At 59.0% G+C, this 22544-nt stretch carries 24 protein-coding genes and 1 pseudogene; 15 read left to right on the top strand and 10 right to left on the bottom strand.

The window, feature by feature from the left end:
* The 5 genes from MESCI2_RS0109640 to MESCI2_RS1000000138805 all read left to right on the top strand — a co-directional run.
* A partial coding sequence (locus MESCI2_RS0109640; RefSeq protein ID WP_027036405.1) for a beta strand repeat-containing protein occupies positions 1-1947 on the top strand: 1947 nt, incomplete at its 5' end.
* Between the two features lie 64 nt (positions 1948-2011).
* A complete protein-coding gene (locus MESCI2_RS0109635; RefSeq protein WP_027036404.1) occupies positions 2012-3706 on the top strand; it encodes a type I secretion system permease/ATPase in 1695 nt (564 codons plus the stop codon).
* Between the two features lie 22 nt (positions 3707-3728).
* Complete coding sequence (locus tag MESCI2_RS0109630; RefSeq protein ID WP_027036403.1) at positions 3729-5066, top strand: HlyD family type I secretion periplasmic adaptor subunit; 1338 nt, start codon at positions 3729-3731, stop codon at positions 5064-5066.
* A 102-nt stretch (positions 5067-5168) separates the two neighbouring features.
* Entirely contained in the window at positions 5169-5420 is a 252-nt protein-coding gene (locus MESCI2_RS1000000138810; protein ID WP_346558002.1) for a diacylglycerol kinase family protein, read from the top strand.
* Complete coding sequence (locus tag MESCI2_RS1000000138805) at positions 5417-5836, top strand: hypothetical protein (RefSeq protein WP_245270278.1); 420 nt, start codon at positions 5417-5419, stop codon at positions 5834-5836. The genes MESCI2_RS1000000138810 and MESCI2_RS1000000138805 overlap by 4 nt, the downstream gene beginning before the upstream one ends.
* A gap of 240 nt (positions 5837-6076) precedes the next feature.
* On the opposite strand, the pseudogene MESCI2_RS01000000134555 reads toward MESCI2_RS1000000138805, so the two are convergent.
* A pseudogene (locus MESCI2_RS01000000134555) lies at positions 6077-6585 on the bottom strand (ferritin-like domain-containing protein).
* 130 nt (positions 6586-6715) lie between these two features.
* Here MESCI2_RS01000000134555 and MESCI2_RS1000000138800 point away from each other — a divergent pair.
* From MESCI2_RS1000000138800 to MESCI2_RS1000000136645, 5 genes are all read left to right on the top strand, one after another.
* Positions 6716-7231 (top strand): hypothetical protein, encoded by a 516-nt coding sequence (locus MESCI2_RS1000000138800; RefSeq protein WP_245270277.1) that lies wholly within the window; start codon positions 6716-6718, stop codon positions 7229-7231.
* Positions 7232-7287: 56 nt separating this feature from the next.
* On the top strand, positions 7288-7533 hold the full coding sequence (locus MESCI2_RS0109615) for a hypothetical protein (protein ID WP_027036402.1): 246 nt from the start codon (positions 7288-7290) through the stop codon (positions 7531-7533).
* A 205-nt stretch (positions 7534-7738) separates the two neighbouring features.
* Complete coding sequence (locus tag MESCI2_RS0109610) at positions 7739-8032, top strand: DUF768 domain-containing protein (protein ID WP_027036401.1); 294 nt, start codon at positions 7739-7741, stop codon at positions 8030-8032.
* A 618-nt stretch (positions 8033-8650) separates the two neighbouring features.
* Entirely contained in the window at positions 8651-8851 is a 201-nt protein-coding gene (locus tag MESCI2_RS0109600) for a hypothetical protein (RefSeq protein ID WP_027036400.1), read from the top strand.
* A 9-nt stretch (positions 8852-8860) separates the two neighbouring features.
* Positions 8861-9082: a hypothetical protein gene (locus tag MESCI2_RS1000000136645; RefSeq protein WP_081738651.1), complete on the top strand. Its 222-nt coding sequence runs from the start codon at positions 8861-8863 to the stop codon at positions 9080-9082.
* A 148-nt stretch (positions 9083-9230) separates the two neighbouring features.
* On the opposite strand, the gene MESCI2_RS0109595 is transcribed toward MESCI2_RS1000000136645, so the two are convergent.
* The 3 genes from MESCI2_RS0109595 to MESCI2_RS0109585 form a co-directional block, all read right to left on the bottom strand.
* Positions 9231-10619 (bottom strand): phospholipase D-like domain-containing protein, encoded by a 1389-nt coding sequence (locus MESCI2_RS0109595; protein WP_081738650.1) that lies wholly within the window; start codon positions 10617-10619, stop codon positions 9231-9233.
* Complete coding sequence (locus tag MESCI2_RS0109590) at positions 10564-10890, bottom strand: low affinity iron permease family protein (protein ID WP_027036398.1); 327 nt, start codon at positions 10888-10890, stop codon at positions 10564-10566. Before MESCI2_RS0109590 ends, MESCI2_RS0109595 begins: the two co-directional genes overlap by 56 nt.
* Positions 10891-10999: 109 nt before the next feature.
* Positions 11000-14152, bottom strand: coding sequence for a GAF domain-containing protein (locus tag MESCI2_RS0109585; protein WP_027036397.1), 3153 nt, complete (start codon positions 14150-14152; stop codon positions 11000-11002).
* Positions 14153-14433: 281 nt separating this feature from the next.
* On the opposite strand from MESCI2_RS0109585, the gene MESCI2_RS0109580 reads away from it, so the two are divergent.
* Together MESCI2_RS0109580 and MESCI2_RS01000000134550 are read left to right on the top strand one after the other, a co-directional pair.
* A complete protein-coding gene (locus MESCI2_RS0109580; RefSeq protein WP_027036396.1) occupies positions 14434-14682 on the top strand; it encodes a hypothetical protein in 249 nt (82 codons plus the stop codon).
* Positions 14683-14793: 111 nt separating this feature from the next.
* The gene (locus MESCI2_RS01000000134550) at positions 14794-15159 is read left to right on the top strand and encodes a DUF6894 family protein (protein WP_245270276.1); all 366 of its coding nucleotides are present in this window, start codon (positions 14794-14796) and stop codon (positions 15157-15159) included.
* 275 nt (positions 15160-15434) lie between these two features.
* Here the strand turns inward: MESCI2_RS01000000134550 and MESCI2_RS01000000134545 are convergent, their stop codons facing one another.
* From MESCI2_RS01000000134545 to MESCI2_RS0109555, 4 genes are read right to left on the bottom strand one after another with little or no spacing between them, the layout of a single operon-like run.
* Positions 15435-15674 (bottom strand): hypothetical protein, encoded by a 240-nt coding sequence (locus MESCI2_RS01000000134545; protein WP_032900527.1) that lies wholly within the window; start codon positions 15672-15674, stop codon positions 15435-15437.
* On the bottom strand, positions 15671-15886 hold the full coding sequence (locus MESCI2_RS0109565) for a hypothetical protein (protein ID WP_027036395.1): 216 nt from the start codon (positions 15884-15886) through the stop codon (positions 15671-15673). Before MESCI2_RS0109565 ends, MESCI2_RS01000000134545 begins: the two co-directional genes overlap by 4 nt.
* A 13-nt stretch (positions 15887-15899) precedes the next feature.
* Positions 15900-16136, bottom strand: coding sequence for a DUF6894 family protein (locus MESCI2_RS0109560; RefSeq protein ID WP_027036394.1), 237 nt, complete (start codon positions 16134-16136; stop codon positions 15900-15902).
* A 19-nt stretch (positions 16137-16155) separates the two neighbouring features.
* Complete coding sequence (locus MESCI2_RS0109555; RefSeq protein WP_027036393.1) at positions 16156-16890, bottom strand: Crp/Fnr family transcriptional regulator; 735 nt, start codon at positions 16888-16890, stop codon at positions 16156-16158.
* Positions 16891-17393: 503 nt separating this feature from the next.
* On the opposite strand from MESCI2_RS0109555, the gene MESCI2_RS1000000136630 reads away from it, so the two are divergent.
* Together MESCI2_RS1000000136630 and MESCI2_RS1000000136625 are read left to right on the top strand one after the other, a co-directional pair.
* Entirely contained in the window at positions 17394-18080 is a 687-nt protein-coding gene (locus tag MESCI2_RS1000000136630) for a hypothetical protein (protein WP_245270287.1), read from the top strand.
* Between the two features lie 469 nt (positions 18081-18549).
* Positions 18550-18723 carry a hypothetical protein gene (locus tag MESCI2_RS1000000136625; protein ID WP_081738648.1) on the top strand — a complete coding sequence of 58 codons (174 nt, stop codon included), beginning with the start codon at positions 18550-18552 and terminating at the stop codon, positions 18721-18723.
* Between the two features lie 576 nt (positions 18724-19299).
* Here MESCI2_RS1000000136625 and MESCI2_RS1000000136620 read toward each other — a convergent pair.
* Complete coding sequence (locus MESCI2_RS1000000136620) at positions 19300-19680, bottom strand: hypothetical protein (RefSeq protein WP_197031530.1); 381 nt, start codon at positions 19678-19680, stop codon at positions 19300-19302.
* A gap of 466 nt (positions 19681-20146) precedes the next feature.
* Between MESCI2_RS1000000136620 and MESCI2_RS0109535 the strand changes: the two genes are divergently transcribed.
* Positions 20147-21313 carry a beta-glucosidase gene (locus tag MESCI2_RS0109535; RefSeq protein ID WP_050596523.1) on the top strand — a complete coding sequence of 389 codons (1167 nt, stop codon included), beginning with the start codon at positions 20147-20149 and terminating at the stop codon, positions 21311-21313.
* Positions 21314-21399: 86 nt separating this feature from the next.
* Here the strand turns inward: MESCI2_RS0109535 and glf are convergent, their stop codons facing one another.
* Positions 21400-22542 carry a UDP-galactopyranose mutase gene (glf, locus tag MESCI2_RS0109530; RefSeq protein ID WP_027036389.1) on the bottom strand — a complete coding sequence of 381 codons (1143 nt, stop codon included), beginning with the start codon at positions 22540-22542 and terminating at the stop codon, positions 21400-21402.
* Positions 22543-22544 lie beyond the last annotated feature (2 nt).

The following is a 22544-nucleotide window of genomic DNA, read 5'->3' as shown; positions in this document are numbered from 1 at the left end:
GGTTGGACCTTCAACTCAGGCACGCAGGCATTCGACTACCTGGCCGTCGGCCAGTCACTGACACTCACCTACACAGTCCAAAGCACAGACAACAATGGTGCGTCGGACACCCAGACCGTCACCATCACCGTGAATGGGACAGACGACACCAGCGCAACGCTGATCTCCTCAGTCGTGGACGGCAAACAGGGAAACAACGCCACGCCAAGCACCGTGACGATAACGTTTACCTCTGCGGTCACCGCGAACTTTGTGAATCTCTCGGACGTGATGCACGTCTCCGGCTTGGCGAATGTCAGCGTAATCGCCGGGTCGGGAAGCTTCAATGCCGCCCACACCGAGTATACGTTCCAGGTCAACAAAGGTGCGGGGAGCAATAACGGTTCATCCTACACGCTTAACATCGACAGTGGAGCATTCACGGACGCCACAGGGCACACAAACGCGGCGAAAATGACAACAGGCCTCAAACCCGCCGGCACCTCCGGCGAGCCCATCAATCTCGCCCTTACCGATCCATCACATGAAGGTGCGCTCATCACCGTCACGGTGAAGGACGTGCCTTCCGGCTGGACCATCGACGGCGCGACGCACAACGCCGATGGATCCTGGACGGTGCATACCAATGCTGTCCACGGGCTGACTGTGACCACACCGGTCGAATTCACCGGCGCCGCGGTGCTCGACGTGCAGCTGACCTGGACCAATGCCGACGGCACGACGGGCAGCGCGTCGATCGCCGACAATGTCGAGGCCTATGCACCGGGTTCGCCGATCTTCGCTTGGTCCGGCGACGACGTGCTGACCGGCTCGAGCGGCAACGACCTCTTCGTCTTCTCGCAGCCGATCGGCGCCGATACGGTGCATAATTTCGACGCGGCGGCCGACCAGATCGACCTTATCGGCTACAACGGATTGGCAGACTTTGCCGACCTCCAGACCCATATCGCCGACGATGCCCACGGCAACGCGGTGATCACGCTCGGCGACGGGCAGTCGATCACGCTGGATGGCGTGCATTCGGGCGCGCTGACGGCAAGCAATTTCGTCTTCGACCAGACGCCGGTGGTCAACAATCCAGGGACCATGACGATCGGCGACGGCGCCTTGCTGCCGCTGAGCGGCACGATCAACAATAGCGGCCTTATCTCGCTGGACTCGACTGGCGGTGAAACGCTGCTGCAAATCATCCAGCATGGCGTGACCCTGCAGGGCGGCGGACAGATCCTGCTGTCCGACAGCGCCGCCAACGTCATCTCCGGCACGGGCCCGGATGTCACTCTGGTCAATGTCGACAACACGATATCGGGCGCCGGCCAGTTGGGCGGCGGGATGCTGAGCCTCGACAACCAGGGCACCATCATCGCCACCGGTTCGAATGCGCTCGTCATCGACACAGGGGGCAGCGTCGTCAGCAACTCCGGAACATTGGAGGCGACCGGTTCAGGTGGCCTGACGATCAATGGCGGGTTGGCGAATTCCGGCATGCTGTTGGCCAATGGCGGCGACATCGTCATCCACGGCCAGATCACCGGCGACGGCGATGCCACGATCGGCAATCTGTCGAAGCTCGAATTCGGCGGCGCCTCGTCGACGGACGTCACCTTCGCGCACGATGCGGCCGGCACGCTGCAGCTCGACGATTCCTTCGATTTCAGCGGGCGGATCGGCGGCATCACCAATGACGACAGGCTGGAGCTCGAGGATATCCTGTTCGGTGCGGGAACGACGGCCGTCTATCAGGCAAACCAGGATGGCAGCGGCGGAACGCTGACCGTTTCGGACGGCACGCACGGCACCGCGCTGCATCTGGTCGGCTCCTATGATGCGAGCGGCTTCAAGCTTGCCGATGACGGTCAGGGCCATACCGCCGTTTCGTACAATCCGGCGGAGTTCACGCTGACAGGCGTCGGCGATGGAGCAATTTCAAGCGACTTCGTGGTGTGAACCAAAGGGGCCGCCGTCAGCGGCGGCTCACCTGGCCTGACGAGTATCGAGTGGGGTTCCGGAAGTGGATAGTAAGTCTCGAATTGTGAAGGATGCGCTTCGGGCCTGCCGCCGCTATTTTCTCGTTGCGGCGGCATTCAGCCTGGCGATCAATCTGCTCTACCTCGCATCCCCACTGTACATGCTGCAGATCTACGACCGGGTCGTCACCAGCGGCAGCCAAACCACGCTGGTGATGCTGACCCTGGTGTTGCTGGCGGCCTTCCTTTCGCTGGCCGGCCTCGACCTGGTACGCGCCTGTGTCCTGACGCGTGCCAGCGCGCGGTTCGACCGGCTGCTGTCGGCAAAGATCCTCGCCGCTTCGGTCGAATTCCCATCGCCCGGCTCCTCGCCGAGCCAGCCTATCCGCGACTTCGACACGTTCAGGCAGGTCATTACCGGCAGCGGCATCCATGCCCTGTTCGACCTGCCATGGTCGCCCATCTACATCGGCATCATCTTCCTGCTGCATCCGTGGCTCGGCTTCTTCGCACTGGGCAGCTCGCTGCTCTTGATCGCCATGGCCGTGCTCAACGAGTATCTCGTGCGTTCGCCGCTGAAACAGGCCAACGACCTGGCGACGACCAACTATAACTTTACCGAGATGAGCCTCAGAAACTCGGAAGTCGTTCGCGCCATGGGGATGATCGACGGTCTCATCCGCCGCTGGGGGCGTGACCGCAACCTGGCGCTGCGGCGCCAGGCGGAGGCAAGCGATCGGGCCGCCCTGATGTCCGGCCTGATCCGTTTCCTGCGGCTGACCATGCAGTCGCTGATCCTCGGCCTTGGCGCCTATCTGGTGATCGAGAGGCAGATCACCGGCGGCACCATGTTTGCCGCAAGCCTCTTGCTGGGCCGGGGACTACAGCCGGTCGAGCAGATCGTCGGCCTTTGGCGCAGCCTGATCCTGGCGCGCGCGGCTTTGGCAAGGGTCGAGAAGCTGGTCGACGGGGGAGCGCGGAACGAACGATCATTCAACCTGCCGAAGCCCACCGGCAAGATTTCGGTCGAGCAGGTCAGCTTTGCAATTGCCAGCCAGCAGAAAGTGCTTCTGCGGGACGTATCATTTCGCCTGGAAGCAGGCGAGGCGCTGGGAATCGTAGGCCCTTCCGGCGCCGGCAAATCGACTCTGGCACGTCACCTTGCCGGCGTCATGCAGCCCAGCCGCGGCACCGTCAGGCTGGATGGCGCCGACCTGTCGCAGTGGGGGCACGACGCGCTCGGCGATCACATCGGCTACCTGCCGCAGGACATCGAACTCTTTGCCGATACGGTCGCCGCCAACATCGGCCGCTTCAAGACCAATGTCGACCAGGAGGTGATCGAGGCCGCGCGGCTGGCCGGCGTACACGAGATGATCATCCGCCTGCCGCAGGGCTATGAGACTCAGATCGGCGAAGGCGGCGCAGTGCTGTCAGGAGGATATAGGCAACGGATTGCTCTTGCCCGTGCGGTGTTCGGAACACCGAACCTGATCATTCTCGACGAGCCGAGCTCCAATCTCGACGCCGATGGCGACCGCGCGCTGAGTGACTGCGCGATCGAGCTCAAGCGTCGCGGCAGCACCGTGATCATCGTCTCGCACCGGCCCTCGACCCTGGCGAATGTCGACAAGATCCTTCTGTTGCGCGATGGCGCGGTCGAGGCCTTCGGCATGAGAAACGAGATCGTGGCGCTGCTCAACCAGCGCGCCGCGCCAATGGCGGTGGCAACGCAATGAGCTGTGGCCGGAGAGATCATCAATGAGCGACGGCGCCCTTACCTACCGGAGTCTGCCCGGCGAGGCCGGCATCCTCGCCCCGGATTCGATCCGGGTGCCAGCCTATATCGGCCTGCTGATCATCGTGACCTTCTTCGGCATCTTCGGCGGCTGGGCAGCCTTTGCCCCGCTGAACGGAGCCGTGCTCGCCGAGGCCATCGTCAAGGTGGAAGGCAATCGCAAGAGCGTACAGCACTTCGACGGCGGTACGGTAAAGGAGATCCGCGTCAAGGATGGCGACGTCGTCAGGAAGGGCGACATAATGCTGAAGCTGGACGACACCAGAATCCGATCCGAGTTCAATCTTTATGCGCAGCAATATGCGCTCTTGCGCGCAACCGATGCCAGGATCCGGGCCGAACTGGACGGCAGCGTGGCTGTTGCCTTTCCCAAGGACATCCTCAAGGAGCATGAGGACTACCTTAGGGATGCCATGGCAAACCAGATCGCCGACCTGGAAAGCCAGCGCGCCTCGATGGCCGGCGCCAAGCAGATCCTCGGGCGCCGCATTGCCGAGCTAGAGGAACAGATAAAGGGCAAGCAGTCTCGAGTCGAATCCTACCAGGCCCAGCTGCAATCGACGATTGACGAGAAGGCCAGCCTGTCGAAGCTGCTCAAGGCCGGATTGACGACTCGCCCTCGCATCCTGGAACTGGAACGGTCCGCCTCGGATCTGCAGGGTCTGATCGACGAGAACCTCGGCGCAATTGGCGGCAGCCAACAGAGCAAAGCCGAACTCGAGAGCCAGATCGCGCAATTGACCAACGAGCGCCGAGCCAAGCTGTCGGCCATGCTGATCGATACGCAATCGAACCTTGCTGACCTTGTGCCCAAAATGTTTGCCGCCCAGGCCGCCATGGATCGGGCCGAAGTGCGCGCGCCCTATGATGGCCAGGTAATGGACCTCAGCGTCTTCTCGATCGGTGCGATCGTGGCGCCGGGCCAGACCATCCTCGATATCGTGCCGACCGAGAATTCGCTGATCGTCCAGGCGCAGGTTCGCGTCGAGGACATATCGAACCTGCGCCCCGACATGGCCGCCGAAGTTCGTTTCACATCCTACAAGCAGCGTTCGATTCCCATAATTCATGGACGCGTCGCCCGCATTTCGGCGGATCGCATTACCGACAGCAAGACCGGGCTTCCCTACTATCTCGCCGATGTAACGGTCGATCCGGTGGAATTGGCAGCGGCCCCAGAGATCGCACTCTATCCGGGCATGCCGGCGTCAGTCATGATCGTTACCGAGGAACGGACTGCACTCGACTACATTCTGGGCCCGCTGGTTGTGTCGTTCCACTCCGCGTTTCGCCAGAAGTAACGGAGTCGCCAATCGACTGACAATGCCTGATTTCGACGTCAGGCCCGAGCCGGACCAGATCAATCCCGGCTTGGCTTCCAGCATACATAAAGCCGCCTGCCGATGGGCATTATCCCTATGAGAACGGCTAATGACCTCGCTCGCACACTCGACATCCCCATGGATCTTCTGCAGGCCGCTGACGTGGTCGTGCGGGGCCGACTTCGGCAGATCGATATCGGCACGGTCAATGGCAATGCCTTTTTCAACGTCGCGGGTATCGGACTCAGCACTGAACTGGCGAAGGGTCTGGATCCCACTTTGAAAAGCGTTTCGGCAGGCTCGGCTATGCGCTGGCGGCGGTTAAAGTGTTGACGCGGGCCACGCGGTTCCACGCGAAGATTATTGAGAAAGGCGCAGCGACCGACGTCGAAACGTACCAGATTGCGGTGGGAAACGGTCGTCACTACGGGGGCGGCAACGTGGTGGAAGAGACGGCCGAGATCGATGACGGACATCTCGATCTCTATAGCTTGGAAATGACGAACCTTTGGAAGCTGGCGCTGATGCTCCGCTCCTTCCGTTCTGGAACGCATGGCGCCTGGCGAGAGGTTCGGACGGCTAGGTGCGTCGAGTTCGACATCGAGACGGAGAAGCCGATGCCGGTCAACTCCGATGGTGAGATCGTCACCTCGACACCAGCTCATTTCAAGGTCCACCCAAAGGCTGGCGGAGATGGTTGGGGATGGGGAACTGTCGCCAAAAAATGGGCGATAGGAACATCCGTATGATGGGCAGTTCGGCCGGCTCTCAAGGAGCGGCACATGGCAGAGAATTCCGTCGGAATTTCAAGTTCAATTGGCGTCAAGGATGGATACTATCGCGGCACGGAGAGCTAATCGCAAAACTTACCTCACGCACTGCCTTACTTTGAAGTGCCTTTCACGGCGGTAACGGCTCGACCTCAATGCGCCTTGCGCCGAGTTTCGGCGCAAGGCGCGAGCTTGTTTAGCAATGACGCTACCGGCTGATCAACGCTTGGCGTTCTCACTCTCCGAGTCGGCCCGCGCCAGGAACTGCTCGGTTGTCGCTGGAATATGGCTTTCAACCAGTCCGCCATTGCGACTTCCTCACGCAGGTTCTCTTCGCAGACCTGGGCGACCTCTGCTTCACCCAGCGATTTGGCAGCGGCGATGAGGATTGTGTAGGAGGCGATTTCCATGTGCTCGAACGTGTAGCTTGCAAGCGATCCCTTCATCACTTCGTCCCCGGCGAACACCCCGCTGAGCGACTGCGCCATTGCCGTCAGCTTGCCGCCGGCATCCTTCAGTGTGGAAGATCCTTGTCCGATGCGGTCAAGACAGGTTTCCAGCCGAGCAGCCTGCTGTCTGGTCTCCTGGATGTGCTGGCTAATCCGCTCGCTGAGCTCAGGATAGTTCTCTATCCGGTTCAGCTGCCCATTCAACATGGTTTCGGCCTGCTCCTCCATGGCGTGAGCATCCCTGAGCCATTGGACAAGCCATTCGCGCGATTCAGACATTTCATACCTCCTTCATGGGTCGGCCAGAAGGGAGATATTGTTCCTCATGGGTTGAGCTGCGGAGTCAGTCTGTATTGCAGGCTTTGCGAGGTTGGCGTTGCAAGTGGGCGCTTGGCACCAGGAGAGAGTAGTGGGCGACGGCATGGTCGCGGTGTCCGCGTTGGCAAAACGCATTTCTGCAGAAATGACGAAGCTGCTGCCTGTTGCGGGTTCGGTGATGGATCTCAATGAAGCCTTTCCGCGCCGGCTCGTATTCCAATACCCGCGCCGCCATGTGTCAGGCTGTGTCTTGCCCGAGCGCCTTGGCAGTTACCATTCGTCTTGCGAAATCGGCCCATTGCCGGTGCCCCAGCGAGGCCTCAGGTTCAACAACGGAGATCATATCGCGATGGAACGACACGGCGTTTCGCAGGTTGGTATTGGAGTTTTTCGCACTAAGGAAAGAGCCATGACTTCTTCAGGCAATTCTTCAACTGACATATCACCCCGCCCCGAGAAATCGGGCGGCAGGACCCCGCCAAAGCCGGCGACACCTTCACCGGCCCCAGAGAAAATATCCGGAGCAGGCCCTGCGGTCGCCGAGCATTCGAAAGACGCCAAGGCGCCCAGAGGCGGGCGTCAACCAGGGGCCTATGTCAAGGATTAGACGGCCGAGCTGCATTGGGTTGTCTGGGCAATACAGGAAGCGACGAGGAGGTTTTTATGCAGATGATGGGAGTTGTCGTCAGCCGAGACCAGGCTCCGGTCGTGGAATTTCGGGGCGAGGGAGGCGAATGTATTACAGTCACCCTGCAGGCCGGGGATACTCTTCCGAACGATGAACTCATTGCAAAGGCCAAGGCTATGATGGTTCAGGTCGCTCAGTTCGGGACGGACCAGATCAACAATGCAGCGATGTCTGACGGGTCGGCGGCCGATGGGGTGATACAATCCGGAATGTCGGGATAGAATAGCGGAGGCGATCAACCAACGCCGAAGAGCGCCCGGCGGCGCAAATCGGTATCCGGCGGATACGCGGATGGGGACGGCTGGAGCCAGCACCACGGGATCAACAGCCAAGCCCACCATCAGCATAGCCCCTGCCATTGGGAAAGTGACGCCATGGCGGAACTTCAGATCGCCGCCGCGCTTAATCCGGCGGAGGAGTCATCCGATGAGCGCGAGCAAAGAGTTTTTTGAAACCTGGCTGCAGGAGAATGTCGGCATTCTTGCTGGTAAAGAGGAAGTGAGCTTCGCCGTGCTGGCCCAGCAATTCGAGCAGGATGCCGAAGCGGCCGGTTATGGTCGCGAGGTGCGTGAGGGCGAGCTCGGAAACATTGAAGATGCGATCGAGCAAGCGCTCAAGAAAGCGCGAACTGGCGTGCATGGTGATGCCGATGGCGAACCAAGCGATGTGGCGGCCCTCATGGATGCGCTGGAGGTCGAAGATGCCAAAAGCGGGCCGTAGGCCTTACCAGATTAGCTCAATTCGTTTGTCGAAGTTGCCGGGGTAGCCCCATGGAGCAATTTCGCAAGGACATGGCCGCCTTGGCAGAGCCGGCTTTCTGGGTGACGATAGGTTTGCTTCTGGTCCCATATGCGGTTGGAACGGTGCTGCTCGTTTGGACCTGCGGCTGCCTGTAAGGTTGTTGACACACCGGGAGCGGTTCAACGGCGCTAACGCCCGAATTCCCTACAATACCGAGCCAATGCGCTCGGCGGGGATCCTGTGCTGCAGCAAAGTCTGAACGACATGTGAAGTCGCCGACGCTATCTGCGCTCTCTAAGTTCCAGCTATGGCCGCCGTCACAATGCCCCGATCACACGCCTGGATATCCGCGCGTTCCTTACATCGAAAATAGCCCAGCAGCTTGCGCGTTGCCTTGGAACACTTGTGTCATATCGAAGTTCGGCCCGCATAGGAGAACCGAGATGGCCATCCCACAAGCGGACAACGACAACCAACTGCGCAAGAAGCCGGTTCATCGGGGCAAAATCTCGCCCAAGGGGACGACAGATCCGGTTAGAGCACGACCTGGGCACAAAATGGCTCTGCGGGCGATAAGAATTAAGGCGAGGCGCTGAGATGCCGCGGACCAATAATGACGCTCGCAACGAGAAGACCACATCAGCTGCAGCAATCATTGTCGACAAGGAACGTGCTGAGCGCGCCGCCAAGACGGCGCGGTTGAAGGAAGCGCGCCTCGCACAGGCCATCACGACGTCTCCCATCGAACGCAAGCAGCGTGTCATCAAAAAGGTTCGCAGGATTTTTGTTGCTGGCTAGGAGGTGTGCGTGACTCGCAATCATGACAAGGAAAGATACGACCGCGCCAAACGTATCAGCCAAGAGACGCTGGACGCTGAACGCGCACAACGCGCCGAGAAGACGGCGCGGCTGAGACAAGCAAGGCTTGCACAGCGTCCGGTGGAGTCGTCGCCGGCGCAGCCGCAAATTCATCGCAAATCTATCCAGGCTCTCAAAAAGAGAAGCCGTAAGGTGATTGAAGTATTTTAAGCTCTCCACATCCGTGCAGAACACTTTGGAGAAACGTTACGGCGAGCGCCGCTGGGAGGGAGGGCTTCCACGACCTGATCCATCAAGGCTGCGAATTACCGATGGCGAGCAATCGCGGGGACTTTGGATCTCCGCCTCCTCGCCATTGTTAGAGCTGGGAGCGAAATCTGCTCGCAAAGTAGTCGGTGACCTTTTCGCTTAGCGGACGCGCTTGCCATTCTTCCAGACTGACCTGCCTTGATCGCTTCAGGTCCTCGTTGAAAATGTCTATTTGCGTCCGCGCGAATTCCAAGCCGTAGACGTTCAGACTGGCCTCATCGTTGAGGCGCAAGGAACGCTCATCCAGATTGGTCGAGCCAAAGCTCACCCAGACATCGTCGACGATCAAAAGCTTGGGATGGTACATTGTGGGTTGAAACTCAAAGATGCGTACACCGGCCTTGAGCAATTCCCCCCAGAAATAACGTGAACCCTTTCGCACTATGGGCACATCCGTTAGCCAATTGGGAACGATGACATCGACCGAGACGCCTCGCTTCCTTGCATCAAGAATCTGCTGCAGCGCGATGTCGTCCGGCACGAAGTAGGCCATGCCGATGCGCAGATGATCCTTGGCCGCGGCTATTGCCGCCAACATCATCAACTCCATGTTCTCCGAGCCGTTTGGCTGCGAAGAAAGTATCAACTGCGCATCGAGACCACCAGCGGGCGCAACTGCAGGGTAGAACTTCCCGCCCTGCAATGTCTCGCCGGTCGTCTCAAGCCAGTTTTCCGCGAACGCCGCCTGGAATGCGGGCACGGCGGGTCCTTCGATCCGGTAATGCGTGTCGCGCCATTCATTTGAGTTGCGTGCGTTCCCGCGCCAATCATCGGCAATGCCGACCCCGCCAGTGAAAGCGATCCGGCCATCGACGATCAGCAGCTTGCGATGAGTTCGGTTGTTTACACGGTCCAAAGTATACCAGCGTAGCGGCCGATAGCGTTCGAACCTCACACCTGCCGTCGTCATGATGCGGATCAAGTCCTCGTCGAAGGGAAGGCTGCCAACCCAGTCGACGTTCACGCGGACTTCCACGCCTTCGCTGGCCTTCGCCGCCAATGCGATCGCGAACTCGTAGCCGATGGCCCCTGACCAATAAATATACGTCTCCATGTTGACGCTGGATCGAGCCGCCCCGATTGCTTGCAGCATTGAGGGAAATATTTCGTCTCCATTGACGAGAGTTTGGACCGCGTTGGAACCGAACATCTGCCCTTGCGAATAGCTGCTCATCGTCTTGGAAAATTGGGGATCCGTAGCGTCGAACCGGTGGGGTACGATAGATCGTAGGACGCGCGGCTCTGGAGTGAGATTTATGATCAACACCGTGAGCAGGCTGGCGATGGAGGCAATGGCCAGATAGATGAGCACCCTTCGCCAAGGCGCAATGCCGGAGGTCTTCTTGCGGGCGCCTGACGCAGCGGAACCGAAAGGCTGCACGTCAATCGCCCTGTTGCTGGCGATGGCGATGTTTTTCGATCTCCTCGGGCTCTTCATCGTCGATCCGGGTGATGTTTGAAGCGGCGTGATCTGACCGCAGGATCTCGTCCAGCTTGGCGTGGATCGCTTGCGTGTCGCGATGCTCCGCGCGCTGGATGAACAGCGTCATCGCCCAAGTGAACAATGTTGCGGCTCCATGCCAATCCAAGCTCTGTCGCTCGAAAATCATCCAAAGAATTGCGTAAGCCAACAAGACCAGGAACGCAGCGGGACGGGAAGTCAGTGTGCCGATTGAAGTAAGGGCGCTGGTGATCGGATGATTTGCCATTCCAGAGAACTCGCGGCAGTCCCCCTGGTTCCGGCGAGATATCATACCGCCCGGCGTGCCTACAGTGGATTTGGGTCGGCCGCTCGAGTACATCGCCTCTGGCCAATCGTTACTTTCGATCGAGCACCTTTCGGACCTTCTCGGCCAACTCGTCGATCGTGTAGGGTTTGGTCAAAAGCTCCGTTCCAAAATCGAGCGTGCCATTGTGAACGATCGCGTTTCGCGTGTAGCCGGTGGTGTAGAGCACCTTTAGTGACGGGTGCGATGTCCTGACCTTGTCCACCAGTTCGCGGCCTGACATTTCCGGCATGACCACATCGGTGAACAGAAGCGAAGGCACTTGCCCGCTCTCCACGACGGCAAGTGCGTCTCGTGGCCCCGACATTTCCAGGACGGAATAGCCCAGTTCTCGCAGCGCTTCTGCGGCCATCAGGCGTACACGATCTTCGTCCTCGACGATCATGATGACCTCGTCTGAACGTCCCGGATGCTCGCCCGCCAAGGCGGCGGCCGGGCTATCAGGAATGCCGCCATGCGACCGCGGTAGATAAATCTTCAAGGTGGTTCCGACACCGACTTCGGAATAGATCTTGACGCTGCCGCCGGACTGACGAACAAATCCATACACTTGGCTAAGTCCCAATCCGGTACCCTTGCCGACTCCCTTTGTGGTGAAGAACGGATCGAAGGCTCTTGCCAGCACGTCCGCAGTCATGCCCGTTCCGGTATCGGTGACCGCTATCATCACATACTGGCCCGAGGGGATCGCGTTTTCTCTCGCATACCGGTCGTCAATATGGGCATTAGACGTTTCAATCGTGAGCTTTCCGCCGGCGGGCATGGCATCGCGTGCGTTGACGCAAAGGTTGAGCAATGCGCTTTCCAATTGTCCTGCATCGGCCTCCACATGCCACAGCCCAGCGGCGAGCACCGTCTCGATTGCTATGGTCTCTCCAAGCGTTCGGCTCAGCAGTTCGCTCATGCCGGAGACGAGTCGATTAGGGTTCAGGCGCGTCGGTGCCAAGGGCTGCTGGCGGGAGAAGGCAAGCAGCCGCTTGGTAAGTTCCGCAGCGCGTTGTGCCCCATCGATTGCACCGGTGACGAAGTGGTTCACGTTCGTGTCGCCGTTTCGGAGCTTGCGCTGCACGAGATTCAAACCGCCAATGATGACAGCCAGCATATTGTTGAAGTCGTGGGCGATGCCACCGGTAAGCTGTCCCACGGCCTCCATCTTCTGCGCCTGGCGCAGGTGCTCTTCTGCTCGGATGCGTTCGGCAACTTCCTCAGCCACACGTTGCTCAAGTGTGACATTGAGTGTCTGTAGCGCTTTGAACAGTCGGGAGTTGTCGATTGCCGTGGCGGCATGACCGGCCAGCCCCAGCAAGGCTGTCTCATGCTCTGCGGCAAAGACACCGCGACCGGAATGTCCGAAGAACAGGCCACCCAGCACTTCGCCCGATCGCGAAATGACCGGCACGGCAAGATAGGATCGCACGGGAAGATGGCCTTCCGGCATTCCCTTCCTCGGCGGATTTTTTCCATAGCGCTCATCCATGAGGATATCATCGGAACGCACCACGCCCGTCCCGCGAAAAGTAGGCTCGAAGACGGCCGTGTTGCGTGGCATGGGGAAATTTTCGAAAGCGGAGCGTGGCGCTCCCGACAGCGCGTAGAGCATATAGCTGTCCCCCTTGTCATCGAGGACATTGTAGAAAAAAGCTCCGAATTGGGCGCCTGACAGCGCGACGCCAGCGTCGGTGACAATCTGGACAATGCGCTCCACGTCCAGCTCGGCTGCCACGGCGGCGGCAGTCGCATTCATCATCTGGAGCTGGTTCTCCACCCGCTTTCGCGCGGTAATATCCATGACGGTGCCGATGAAACGCACCGCTCGTCCGGACCGGAAAAGAGATTCGCCCGTTGCAGCTATCCAACGCTCCTTTCCGTCGCGCAGCCCGATCGTCCGATATTCGATGTCGTAGCGGGAAGACTCGCCCGGCGCGAGCGCCCGGCGTACGGCCTCATCCGCCCGTTCACGGTCTTCTGGATGGAGACCGGCCAGGAACGCGCTCTCATATGTCACCTCCGCCTCAGGTGGCAGACCGAAGAGAGCTTTGCATCGGTCGTCCCAACGCAGCACCCTTGTGATGGGATCATAGTCCCACGTTCCGATAGCGGCCGCATCGGTTGCTAGCCTTAGCCGCTCCTCGCTCGCTCGGGCAGCCTGTTCCGAGCGGACGCGCTCGATGTGAGCCCATGACCGTTCTGTCACCTCCGCCAGCAAGGACAGTTCGCGCTGCGACCAGACGCGGCGCTGCGTGTCGTGAACGGCCATTAGCGCAGCCAGCCGGCCTTGCTTGACCAAGGGCATGCAGATCGTTGCCGTTATGCCTATATCTTGAAACGTCTTTGCTTCCTCGGGTGCAATTTCCTCGAGATTGTTGTTGATGACGAGCGGCCGATTGGCGGTCAGATTGCCAACAGCGAGACGACCGAAATCGGCAAGACTGTAGTATCCCCTGATGCTAGGCGAGCCAGGAGCGCTCCAGTCGCCGCGAATGGTGAAGTGGTCCTGGTCCGGCTCCATGTCGGCGTAGGCGCAAATCGAAACGCCAAGATGTTCGCCAAGTAGACGGGTGGTGACCTCCATGACAGCGTCGGCATCTGGCGCCGGGGAGATCTCTCTGCCGAGGCGATCCAGAAAGGCCAGGCGCTCGGCATTCTCACGCAAGGCCTTCTCCGCACGAAGCCGTTCAATTGCGGTGCGCGTCCGGTCAGCCACTTCCGAAACCAGTGCAACTTCGGCCGACGTCCAGTGTCTTGGCTCGGAGTGATTGAGGTACAATAACGCAACCAACCCGCCGTGCTCCGTGACCGGCATGTTGATGACGGATTGGGCGCTGATTGCTTTGAGAGCCTCGGCATGGTCGTGGGTTCGCGGGTCTGTCTCGGCATTCTCGAAGACGACCGTCTCGCCTCGTTTCAAATCATCGACATAGGAGCCGTAGTCCCTGAAATTCAGAGTTCCGGCCAGACTTCGGATTCCCGGCGCGTTCCAGTCTTTGTCGATGACTATCGTTTCTTTCTCGAGATCGATCGTGCCATATCCGGCTCGACTGATGCCAAAATGCTTCCCAAGCAATTCCGCTGCCGCGAAGGCCAGTTCGGCAGGATCATCGATCTCCCGAATCCTGTCACCCAACCCCGCCAAAAGCTCGAAGCGCTGCACTTCAGACAAACGTTCGCGTGAAGTGACTCCCATTTCGCCCCCGGTTCGGTCGGACTAGATAATGCCGTCAGTCGCGAAGAGTTCCAGGCGCCGGACAATCGGTCGGGCTAGGCCGCCGACGCATTGCGAAGAACTTGCGTCACGATCAGCGAAGGACAACTCCATATGCGCCCTCAACGGGCGAACGACGCGCATGCATCATAGTTTAATGACACTTGCTGGGCTGTGCCGCATAAAGCCATTGTCTGTCAGCGGCTGTGTAACGGGCGCCGCTGCTTGGGAGCAATCCCACTATAGCCGAATAGGAGCGCCTGATGCTTAGCCGACCAACCCGCACGAATACGGAAGCTCTCTACCCCAGTGACCTGAACATCCTTCGCGACGCGTTCGACGCGCTGTGCCAGGAATTTGCTATCTTGCCCGACACGGCGGCGGCCAACGCCGTAGCGAAAGAGCTCATCAGGCTGTTTGAAACAGGAATGACGGAAGCCGCCTCGCTGATGATTGCCGTGCGCGCACGTTGGCAAGGCGACTGGGAGATGGGAGACAGCAACGCTGCCTGAGGTTTGACGATCACGCGCAATCAACCCGCTGCATCCTTTTCGAAACCGCCGCGTTGAGCGTCAAACCTGCCAGAAATGTCCGATGCGCTGGCACAATGACTGGAGCGACCGATGCCGAAATTTCGCTTCGAGTTTATCGAAGGCATGTCCCAGCCTGCAATCTTTGCCGATATGGCTGATCGAGACGAGGCTGTCAGGGAGGCGAAGCGTGCAGCCAAGGAGGCCATGCTCGACGGAATTGTCGATGGCGTGGACCCGACCAGTTGGGTGACGAAGGTTTACGACGAAGCAGGCTATCTCGTCGCCACTCTTGGATTCCAGGATCTGGTCGCCGCGCCCAAGGATACGGAAGAGTTCAAGGGAACAGAGGAGCCAGGCGTCTTGCGATCGGGTTGGAGCCGGGTTTCTCCGCTGTCGCCATCGAGCCAGATGTTGCGGCCGCCCGTTTCTGGCTCGTGCGGACGGCCTTTTGTTTAGTGTCCGAAAGACGCGCAGAGGCTGCAACACAGCTTCAGCCCGCCTCGACCCTCTCGAGACGGGCGCGCGGGAGTTGAGACGAGATGCATAGAGACGCCTTCACCCCATCAGAACTTGCCCTGCTCAGTCGCGTCTTCGCACGCAGCAAAATCAAAAACGAAACCGCAACCGAGAAGGAGCGGCGCGCATCACGTATCCTGGCTTACTACCAGGCTGGGGTCACGGATGAGGATGAGCTAGAACAGCTTTCTCGCCAACCGCTCGGAAGGTGACGATTAGTCTTCCTTCTTCAGAGCTTCCGCCTCGTCTTTAAGCTTCGGCCAATCGGCGCCATGCTTGCGAAGCAGCGTTCGTGCCTGCTTGGGGTCAATTTCCGTGAGCTCGACCAGATGTTCGACCTCAAGTTCCTGGCCTTTCGCAACCCGGCTTGCATCGTTCGCTTTTCGTTGCATTTCGACGACCCTCTGGTGAGACAACATGAACGAGCGCTGAGAGTGGGCGTTCCAGAACTTCAAACAAAAATCGCGACATCGATTAAATCAGTCGGATTGCGCCAATGAGGCGGGCATGGCCTTCTGCTGTGGTTTTCCGATTTCTCCAATGTGGAGAACCCGAGCTGGTCGCAAATGGCGGCGGCATCTTCGTGCGATAGTCCGACCACGCGGCGTTCGGTTTCGTCGCCGCTCCATTTGATGTGCCGGCGCTCGGCAGCATTCTGTCGCAGCAAGTCCTATCGCAGGTTATCTCATCAACTCGATCTGAAGCGAGATGCTCAGCCTCAGAATCCTGTCGCCGTTTTCGTTCCGCACTTCAACAAATACTTGCTGCCCGTCCACCTCGGTCAGTGTATCTCTCGTAAGGTCGATAAGGCCTTCGAAGCCCGCGCGGCGCACCTCCTCTAGACCGGCACATTCGATGCCGATTTCGTCCTCGATGACCACATCGTGATCGCCACTATCAAAGAAAAATCGTGCCATCCGAAAGCTTCCGTCACCACTAAGCTGCGGGGTTCCTTTGGTGCAGGTAGGTCGTGTCGAAATCACCTGCACGAGTGAGGCCAGGCCAATCAAGAGCATGCACCCTTGAGCCCTTTGTGGCGATGAGGCCCCTGCGTCGAAGTTCCTGAAGCATTCGGTTGACGTGGACTGTAGACAAGCCCAATGCATCGCCAAGTGCTGCCTGGGTGATGGGAAGATCCGCGACGTGATCCTGGATACGTCCAACCGAGCGCAAGCGAAAAATCAGTTCGCACAAAATGTGAGCCATGCGCGTATAGGCCTCGCGTCTTCCCACATTCGTTACCCATTCCCTGTAAATCGCTGCATCGATCAGCGTCGAGCGCCAAAAAGCCGTCGCGATTCGGGGATGCTGTTCACAAATGGCGCGAAGAGCGTCATGTCGCATGAAGCCCAGTCTGGCTGCTGTCAGCGTCGTAAAATTGCAATCCATGACTGACAGATGCAGTCCGTGCAGATCAGGAATATCCCCAGCCACAAAGAAGGATGTAATCTGCCGTTTGCCATCGCCGGTAAGTTTGGTGGAACCGAGCAGGCCATCCAAAACCACGAACGAATTGACAGGGCGGTCACCCTCACTCACCAAGTCGTAATTGGCAAAAAAATCCTTCTCCTGAATTTGGATGCCTTTCAAAACATCAATATCGCCCTCTCGGAGATCCGAGATGCTCTGGAGCTTGCGGATAAGGACATCCAAGGATGAAGTGGGTGACAAAGTTGGCTACCTAGCTGACGTTGGTTATCGAACTTGCATCCGCTTCAAAAGTTCCGGATAGCCGTAACGAGGCGCCCGACTGCTGGTCGGGAGCTGGGAATTCAGGATGCCGAGGCAGGTCCTTGGCCGGGATCTCAGTGCACGGCGGCACAGGAATGCTGCATACCCATAATCGAGCCCCTCAGGTAGCGCATTAACCTGTGACATAGGCTGCGCTCGCAATTGTCGCTGCCACATCACATGAGGTGGTTGATCCGCCAAGGCTTGACGCTGCAATCTCACCCGATGAGGGGCCAGATGGCTCCGGCCAGGACTCAGGCAAAGGCGTCTCACTTGAAGCGAGAATCTGGCTTTGCACGTGCTGTGGCCTGCCGCGCTATCTTCATGGACGCCGGTCAGATTTGCGAAGAAGGCAGTCACGACAGCCCCAACATTCCCGGACCAAGTTGTTTCAGAGCCAGATACCAACACTAGATCAAGCGCAGTGCGCCTCGCGTTCGACCATGGGCGTCTCAACGAGCCCACTTGAGGTCCGGCTGCGCAATGTCGCTACACGGTTGACGAGCGGCTATCTATTAGGGCCACTCTCGGGTCCATCAGGCGTCTCCAAAGATCCGGCCTGGTGGGAATGGAACTTTCTGCCGATCAGTGGGCTTTCGGATCTGTCCGTCGGACACGATGTGGAGAAATTGATGCGGAACCTTGTACTGGCCTTCGCAGCACTTGCCCTACCCGCGTGCCAATCGGCTCCTGAACCGCCGCAATCCGCCGCTATCGAACCTGCCACCATTCCCTCCCAATCCGCCTTGGATCCTGCCGTTGTTCCCCCTGGCCCGGCAATAATGGATCAATCCGTGACGATCACTCCTCCTTCAAAGGGCGTTCCAACAAAGTACGCTGCTTTTTCGGGCAATTGGGCCGGACGATTGGAAGGCACATATGAAGGTAAACTGTCTGTTCAATCTGTTTCTTCAAACGGAAAGGTGACCGTAACCTACGCGTGGGGAATTCTGAGCGATGACAATCCGGGTGAGGCCGCAGGCGAAGGAAAAATTGTAGGGACTATGTTGAAGCTGAGGCGCCTCCCGAATGGCGCGGACGTCAGTTTTATGATGATGCCCGACGGTACGCTGACCGCAACCCATACGCTCGCCGGCCAGACCTATACGGGCATGTTCATCAGGCAGTGATCAAAGAAGATACGGCCGCGTTCCCGCAGTTATTTGATCCGAGCGATCGCGCGCCATCGGACAATCTCCTATAGCGGCCCTTGAATGCCTATTCTTGGCGTCATAGGCGCTACGGTTGAGGACCGTGGCGGCCCCGGACCGAAGCATTTCTTCAACATGGGGATAAGGAGGGCCCGTCTGACCGCCCACGTCCCAAAACCACAGATGCCTATCTCCACTAATTCTGAGGGACTGCGGGGCGTTCGGCGCGGCTTGCACGGGTTTCGCGCACGTTCGGTTGGGACCGGTTTGCGTACGTTATCGAAGGTGTGCCGTGTTGGTTCGCTCCATGTGGCACCTGCTCTGCACTGCCTGTGACAGTCCCTAGCGAGTCGCGCTGTCCTCGCTGCCGCGAATCGGACGCGGGCTTTTTTCTTATTTCGTGAAACGAAAGGTCATTCCGTAAGTTGGCTTCCCAAAGGAGGAACCGATGAAAAAGGATGGCGATGGCCGTGTGGACAAGGGCAATCAGCAATTGCTTGCCCGACGTCTGGCTGAAGAAGTCGGTATTTCAGAGCCGGATGCGCGCGGTCTGATCAAGCTTATCGGCACGGATTGGAATTCGCTGCTTCGTGAAGCCCGATTTTTGAAAGAGAGGCATTAGAATGCTTCTGCCGGTCACACGAACTTGACTGAAAGTTATTATTGCTCTCGCGGCGGTAGTTTCTGGACTCCGCCGGCTGTGAGCGAAGAACATGCTTCCGCCCCAACGGGACTGCTCCTGCTATCGCGCGCTTTCAGAAGGCAGCGTCGACGCCGAGCCCGGGCCCCGTCTGATGTGGCTGTTCCAGTACTCCGGAGCGCACCCCGATGAATCTATTTTAAAGACATGCTGCGGGGTGTAGGCTGTGAGCCGCGGACCTTATAGCTGGACCATCTCATTCGCCAGCACAGGACCGTCTAAGGGACCTGCTGCTGGTCGCCGCCTGGGACAGATTCCAAGGGAACATTAGCTGTTTCGAATAGTTGAGTTCATGCTCGGATGTTGTCACTGGCATCCGACGACGGCTGTCACAAGTCAGCCGGGCCGCGCTATTGGTCCCTCCATCGCGCGGCCTTTTTGGGAGAAGAGATTGACCGTGGGTACGGGTCGGCTCACGCGTGACTGTGCCGCGTAGCGTCGGAGGCGGGCCGAAGCGATGGCGCGATAAAGAGGCGCAGGGCCAACTGCCGTCGATCTTCAGGCCGTAACTCCAGCGCCGCGCCTCAAACGTTGAAGCCGTTCGCTCGGCACTCGATGCCGTGCGTGGTGACCGTCAGAGGCGTGAGCCTTGACCGCGCCTTCATCTACAGTGACTGGCAAAGGTAAGATCATCCGAGCCGGCGTTGTATCCCTCCATACAGCTTGCGGCTCGCTCGGAACTGCGACTGATTTATGCCGATCGTCGACGCGTGGCGATGGCACCTCGTAGGAAGGGTCTGCCCGGATAACCGGCTCCAGATCGTGGGGGAAGTTCGGCGCATGGACGGGCAGTGCTTCCGCCGAATTGTCGCCCTTTTGAGCCATCGCCGGAAAGATTTCAGCGATCTCGATCAGGAAATCTTTGACCAGATGTCTCATCTGCGCGCCTGCCCTGCGGCTCATTGCTATGGCGATCAAACTTGCTGACCTAGCCAATGTTCCCGCTTGAGGTGAATGGCCCGCGCTCTGCCGGCAAAGATCGACGGAGCGGCTTCACGCGATACTCCAGGCGATGTCGCCGCGTCCCTCTCGCCTGCATGATCGATGTTGGAAAGTCGAAATTTGAACGTACTGTTCCCAGCCTTCGTCGTAGGGTTGGAAGATCCGATGACGGCTGTGTGCCTCGCCCCCGACTTGCCTTGCGCAGCTTCTTCCCTGGCTGCTGTCTGCCCTCCGGTGGTTCGATCGGGAACAAAGGCTCGATCATCCGGTTTGGAACCATCCCGTTAAGCACAGGACGAATGTGCAGCCTGGCGGATGAGAGACGGCTGCCGGATTGCTCTGGCTGTTCCCGATCTGCATTCGGCAGCCGAGATTGAGCCCAAATGCCCCAAGGAGACTTCGCATGAGCGAAGCAGGACACAGCACAGGCAATGAGGTGACTTCGATTGCGGGCACGTCGCCGTTCGCCAGTTTTTTCATGGCTGGCTTCGAGTGCTCGTCGCACCGGCGCAAGGACGGCGTTCGCCTCGATCTTATCCGCGCGACGTCGCATTATTTGCATGCCCTGGGCGACTACCGCGGTTGCGCCGAACTCGGTCTTCGGACCATCCGCGACGGTTTGCGCTGGCACCTCATCGAAACCGCTCCTGGAAACTATGACTGGTCAAGCTGGACGCCGATGGTCGAAGCAGCACAATCGGCAGGTGTCCAGGTCATCTGGGACATCTTCCACTACGGATCTCCAGACCACGTTGATCAGGGGTCGATGCATTTCATCGATGCCTATGCCACGTTCGCCGCGGAAGCTGTGAGGGTTCATCGTTCAATCGCCGGTACAGCGCCTCTATTGTGCCCGATCAACGAAATTTCGTTTTTCGCCTGGGCTGTTGAGGTCGGCTATTTCCCGCGCGTCGGCCCGAAGAAGCGGGGATGGTTCAAGCGGCACCTCGTGAAAGCAGCAATAGCCGGCGTTCGCGCGATGCGGGAGGTCGATCCCGATTGCAGATTTGTCTGGGCCGAGCCGCTTATCCACATTGCCCCTCGCGACCGAACGCGGGCCGAACGGCGCCGGGCCGAAAATGCCCGTCTCGGACAGTTCGAAGCTTACGACATGCTGCTGGGCCGGGCAGAGCCTGAGTTGGGGGGCAGCGACGATGTTGTCGATGTCGTTGGCCTGAATTTTTACCCACACAATCAGTGGTACCTCAAAGGGCCGACGATTCCCATGGGGCACCACGAGTACCGTGCCCTATCCGAGATGCTGATCGAGGTCGCGCATCGATACGGCAAGCCGATGTTCATAGCCGAGACCGGCTCCGAGGGGTCTGGCGGGCCGGCTTGGCTCCACTATGTCTGCGACGAGGTGCGTGCCGCAGAAAGCCTCAACGCCCCGATCGAAGGTATTTGCCTTTACCCGGTAACCGCCTATCCGGGCTGGGACAATTCGCGGCATGCGGAGGTGGGATTGTTTTCAGTCGTCCAGGCGGACGGCAGCCGACACGTCCGCAAGCCCGTCGCCGACGAATTGGCCCGCCAGCAAGCTTTGTTCGCGGCGAACCCGACGCGTTAAATACCTGAGCTGCACGAGGACTATTGCGAGCGCCGGTGGGCGCCGCGTTGCCACGCTCGATGCTCCCAAATACGTCCGGGTGGGAGCTACAGCGCCCCTTCGGCCAACGACGCCTTCCCCGCGCTCGCCCATTCCGGGACGCTCTTTTGGATGCGGGCGAAGGTTGCCAGGGCCTGCCCGACTACCTGATCCATGTTGTAGTAGCGGTAGGTTGCAAGGCGACCGACAAACCACACGTCGGGACAGGTTGCGCCAAGCGCTTCGTAGCGCTTGAAGAGCTCTTCGTTTTCGGCCCGCGGCACCGGATAGTACGGGTCCCCGATATCGGTGGGATATTCGTAGGTCAGGCTGGTGCGCGCGTTCTGCTGGCCGGTCAGATGTTTGTACTCGGTGATGCGGGTGTAATCTTCCGTCTGGGGATAATTGACGACGGCAACCGGCTGAAACTGCTCTTGGTCGAGGGTGACGTGCTCGAAACGGAGCGAACGATAAGGAAGACGCCCTAGCTGCCAGCCGAAGTACTCGTCGATCGGGCCGGTATAGATCAGGCGGTTAAATGGTATCTCGTCACGAATTTCGCGGAAGTCGGTCTGCAGCATGACCTTGATGTTCGGGTGATCGAGCATGCGCTCGAACATCCTCGTGTATCCGCCGGCAGGCATCTTCTGGAAGCTGTCGCTGAAATAGCGGTCATCGCGGTTGGTCCTGGTCGGCACTCGTGCCGTCACTGATTTGCTCAGCTGGTTCGGATCGACGCCCCATTGCTTCCTTGTATAGCCACGGAAAAACTTCTCGTAGAGCTCGCGTCCCACGGTGCTGACGACAACATCCTCGGCCGTTCGCACGTCCTCTACCGTCTCGCGCCGCGATGCGAAGAACTCCTCCAACTGTGCGGAATTCAACTCGAGGCCATAAAGGCGGTTTATCGTGTCGAGATTGATCGGGATGGGAAGCAGTTTCCCATCGACCGCCGCCAGAACCCTGTGCTCGTATGTGCGCCATTGGGTGAACTGCGAGAGGTAGTCCACGATCGACTGGCTGTTGGTGTGAAAAATATGAGGCCCGTAACGATGGATGAGGATGCCGGCTTCATTATAGCAATCATAGGCGTTGCCGCCGACATGGCTGCGGCGATCGACCAAGAGAACGCTTTCGTGACGCTGCGAGGCTATTCTTTCGGCAAGCACGCTGCCGGCAAACCCCGCGCCGACGATCAGCCAATCGAACATGG

It is taken from the genome of Mesorhizobium ciceri WSM4083 (assembly GCF_000519305.1).
In the GTDB taxonomy this organism is placed as follows: Bacteria; Pseudomonadota; Alphaproteobacteria; order Rhizobiales; family Rhizobiaceae; genus Mesorhizobium; species Mesorhizobium ciceri_B.
Note: the sequence above shows the minus strand (reverse complement) of the source record. Positions and strands in the feature narration are given on the sequence as shown.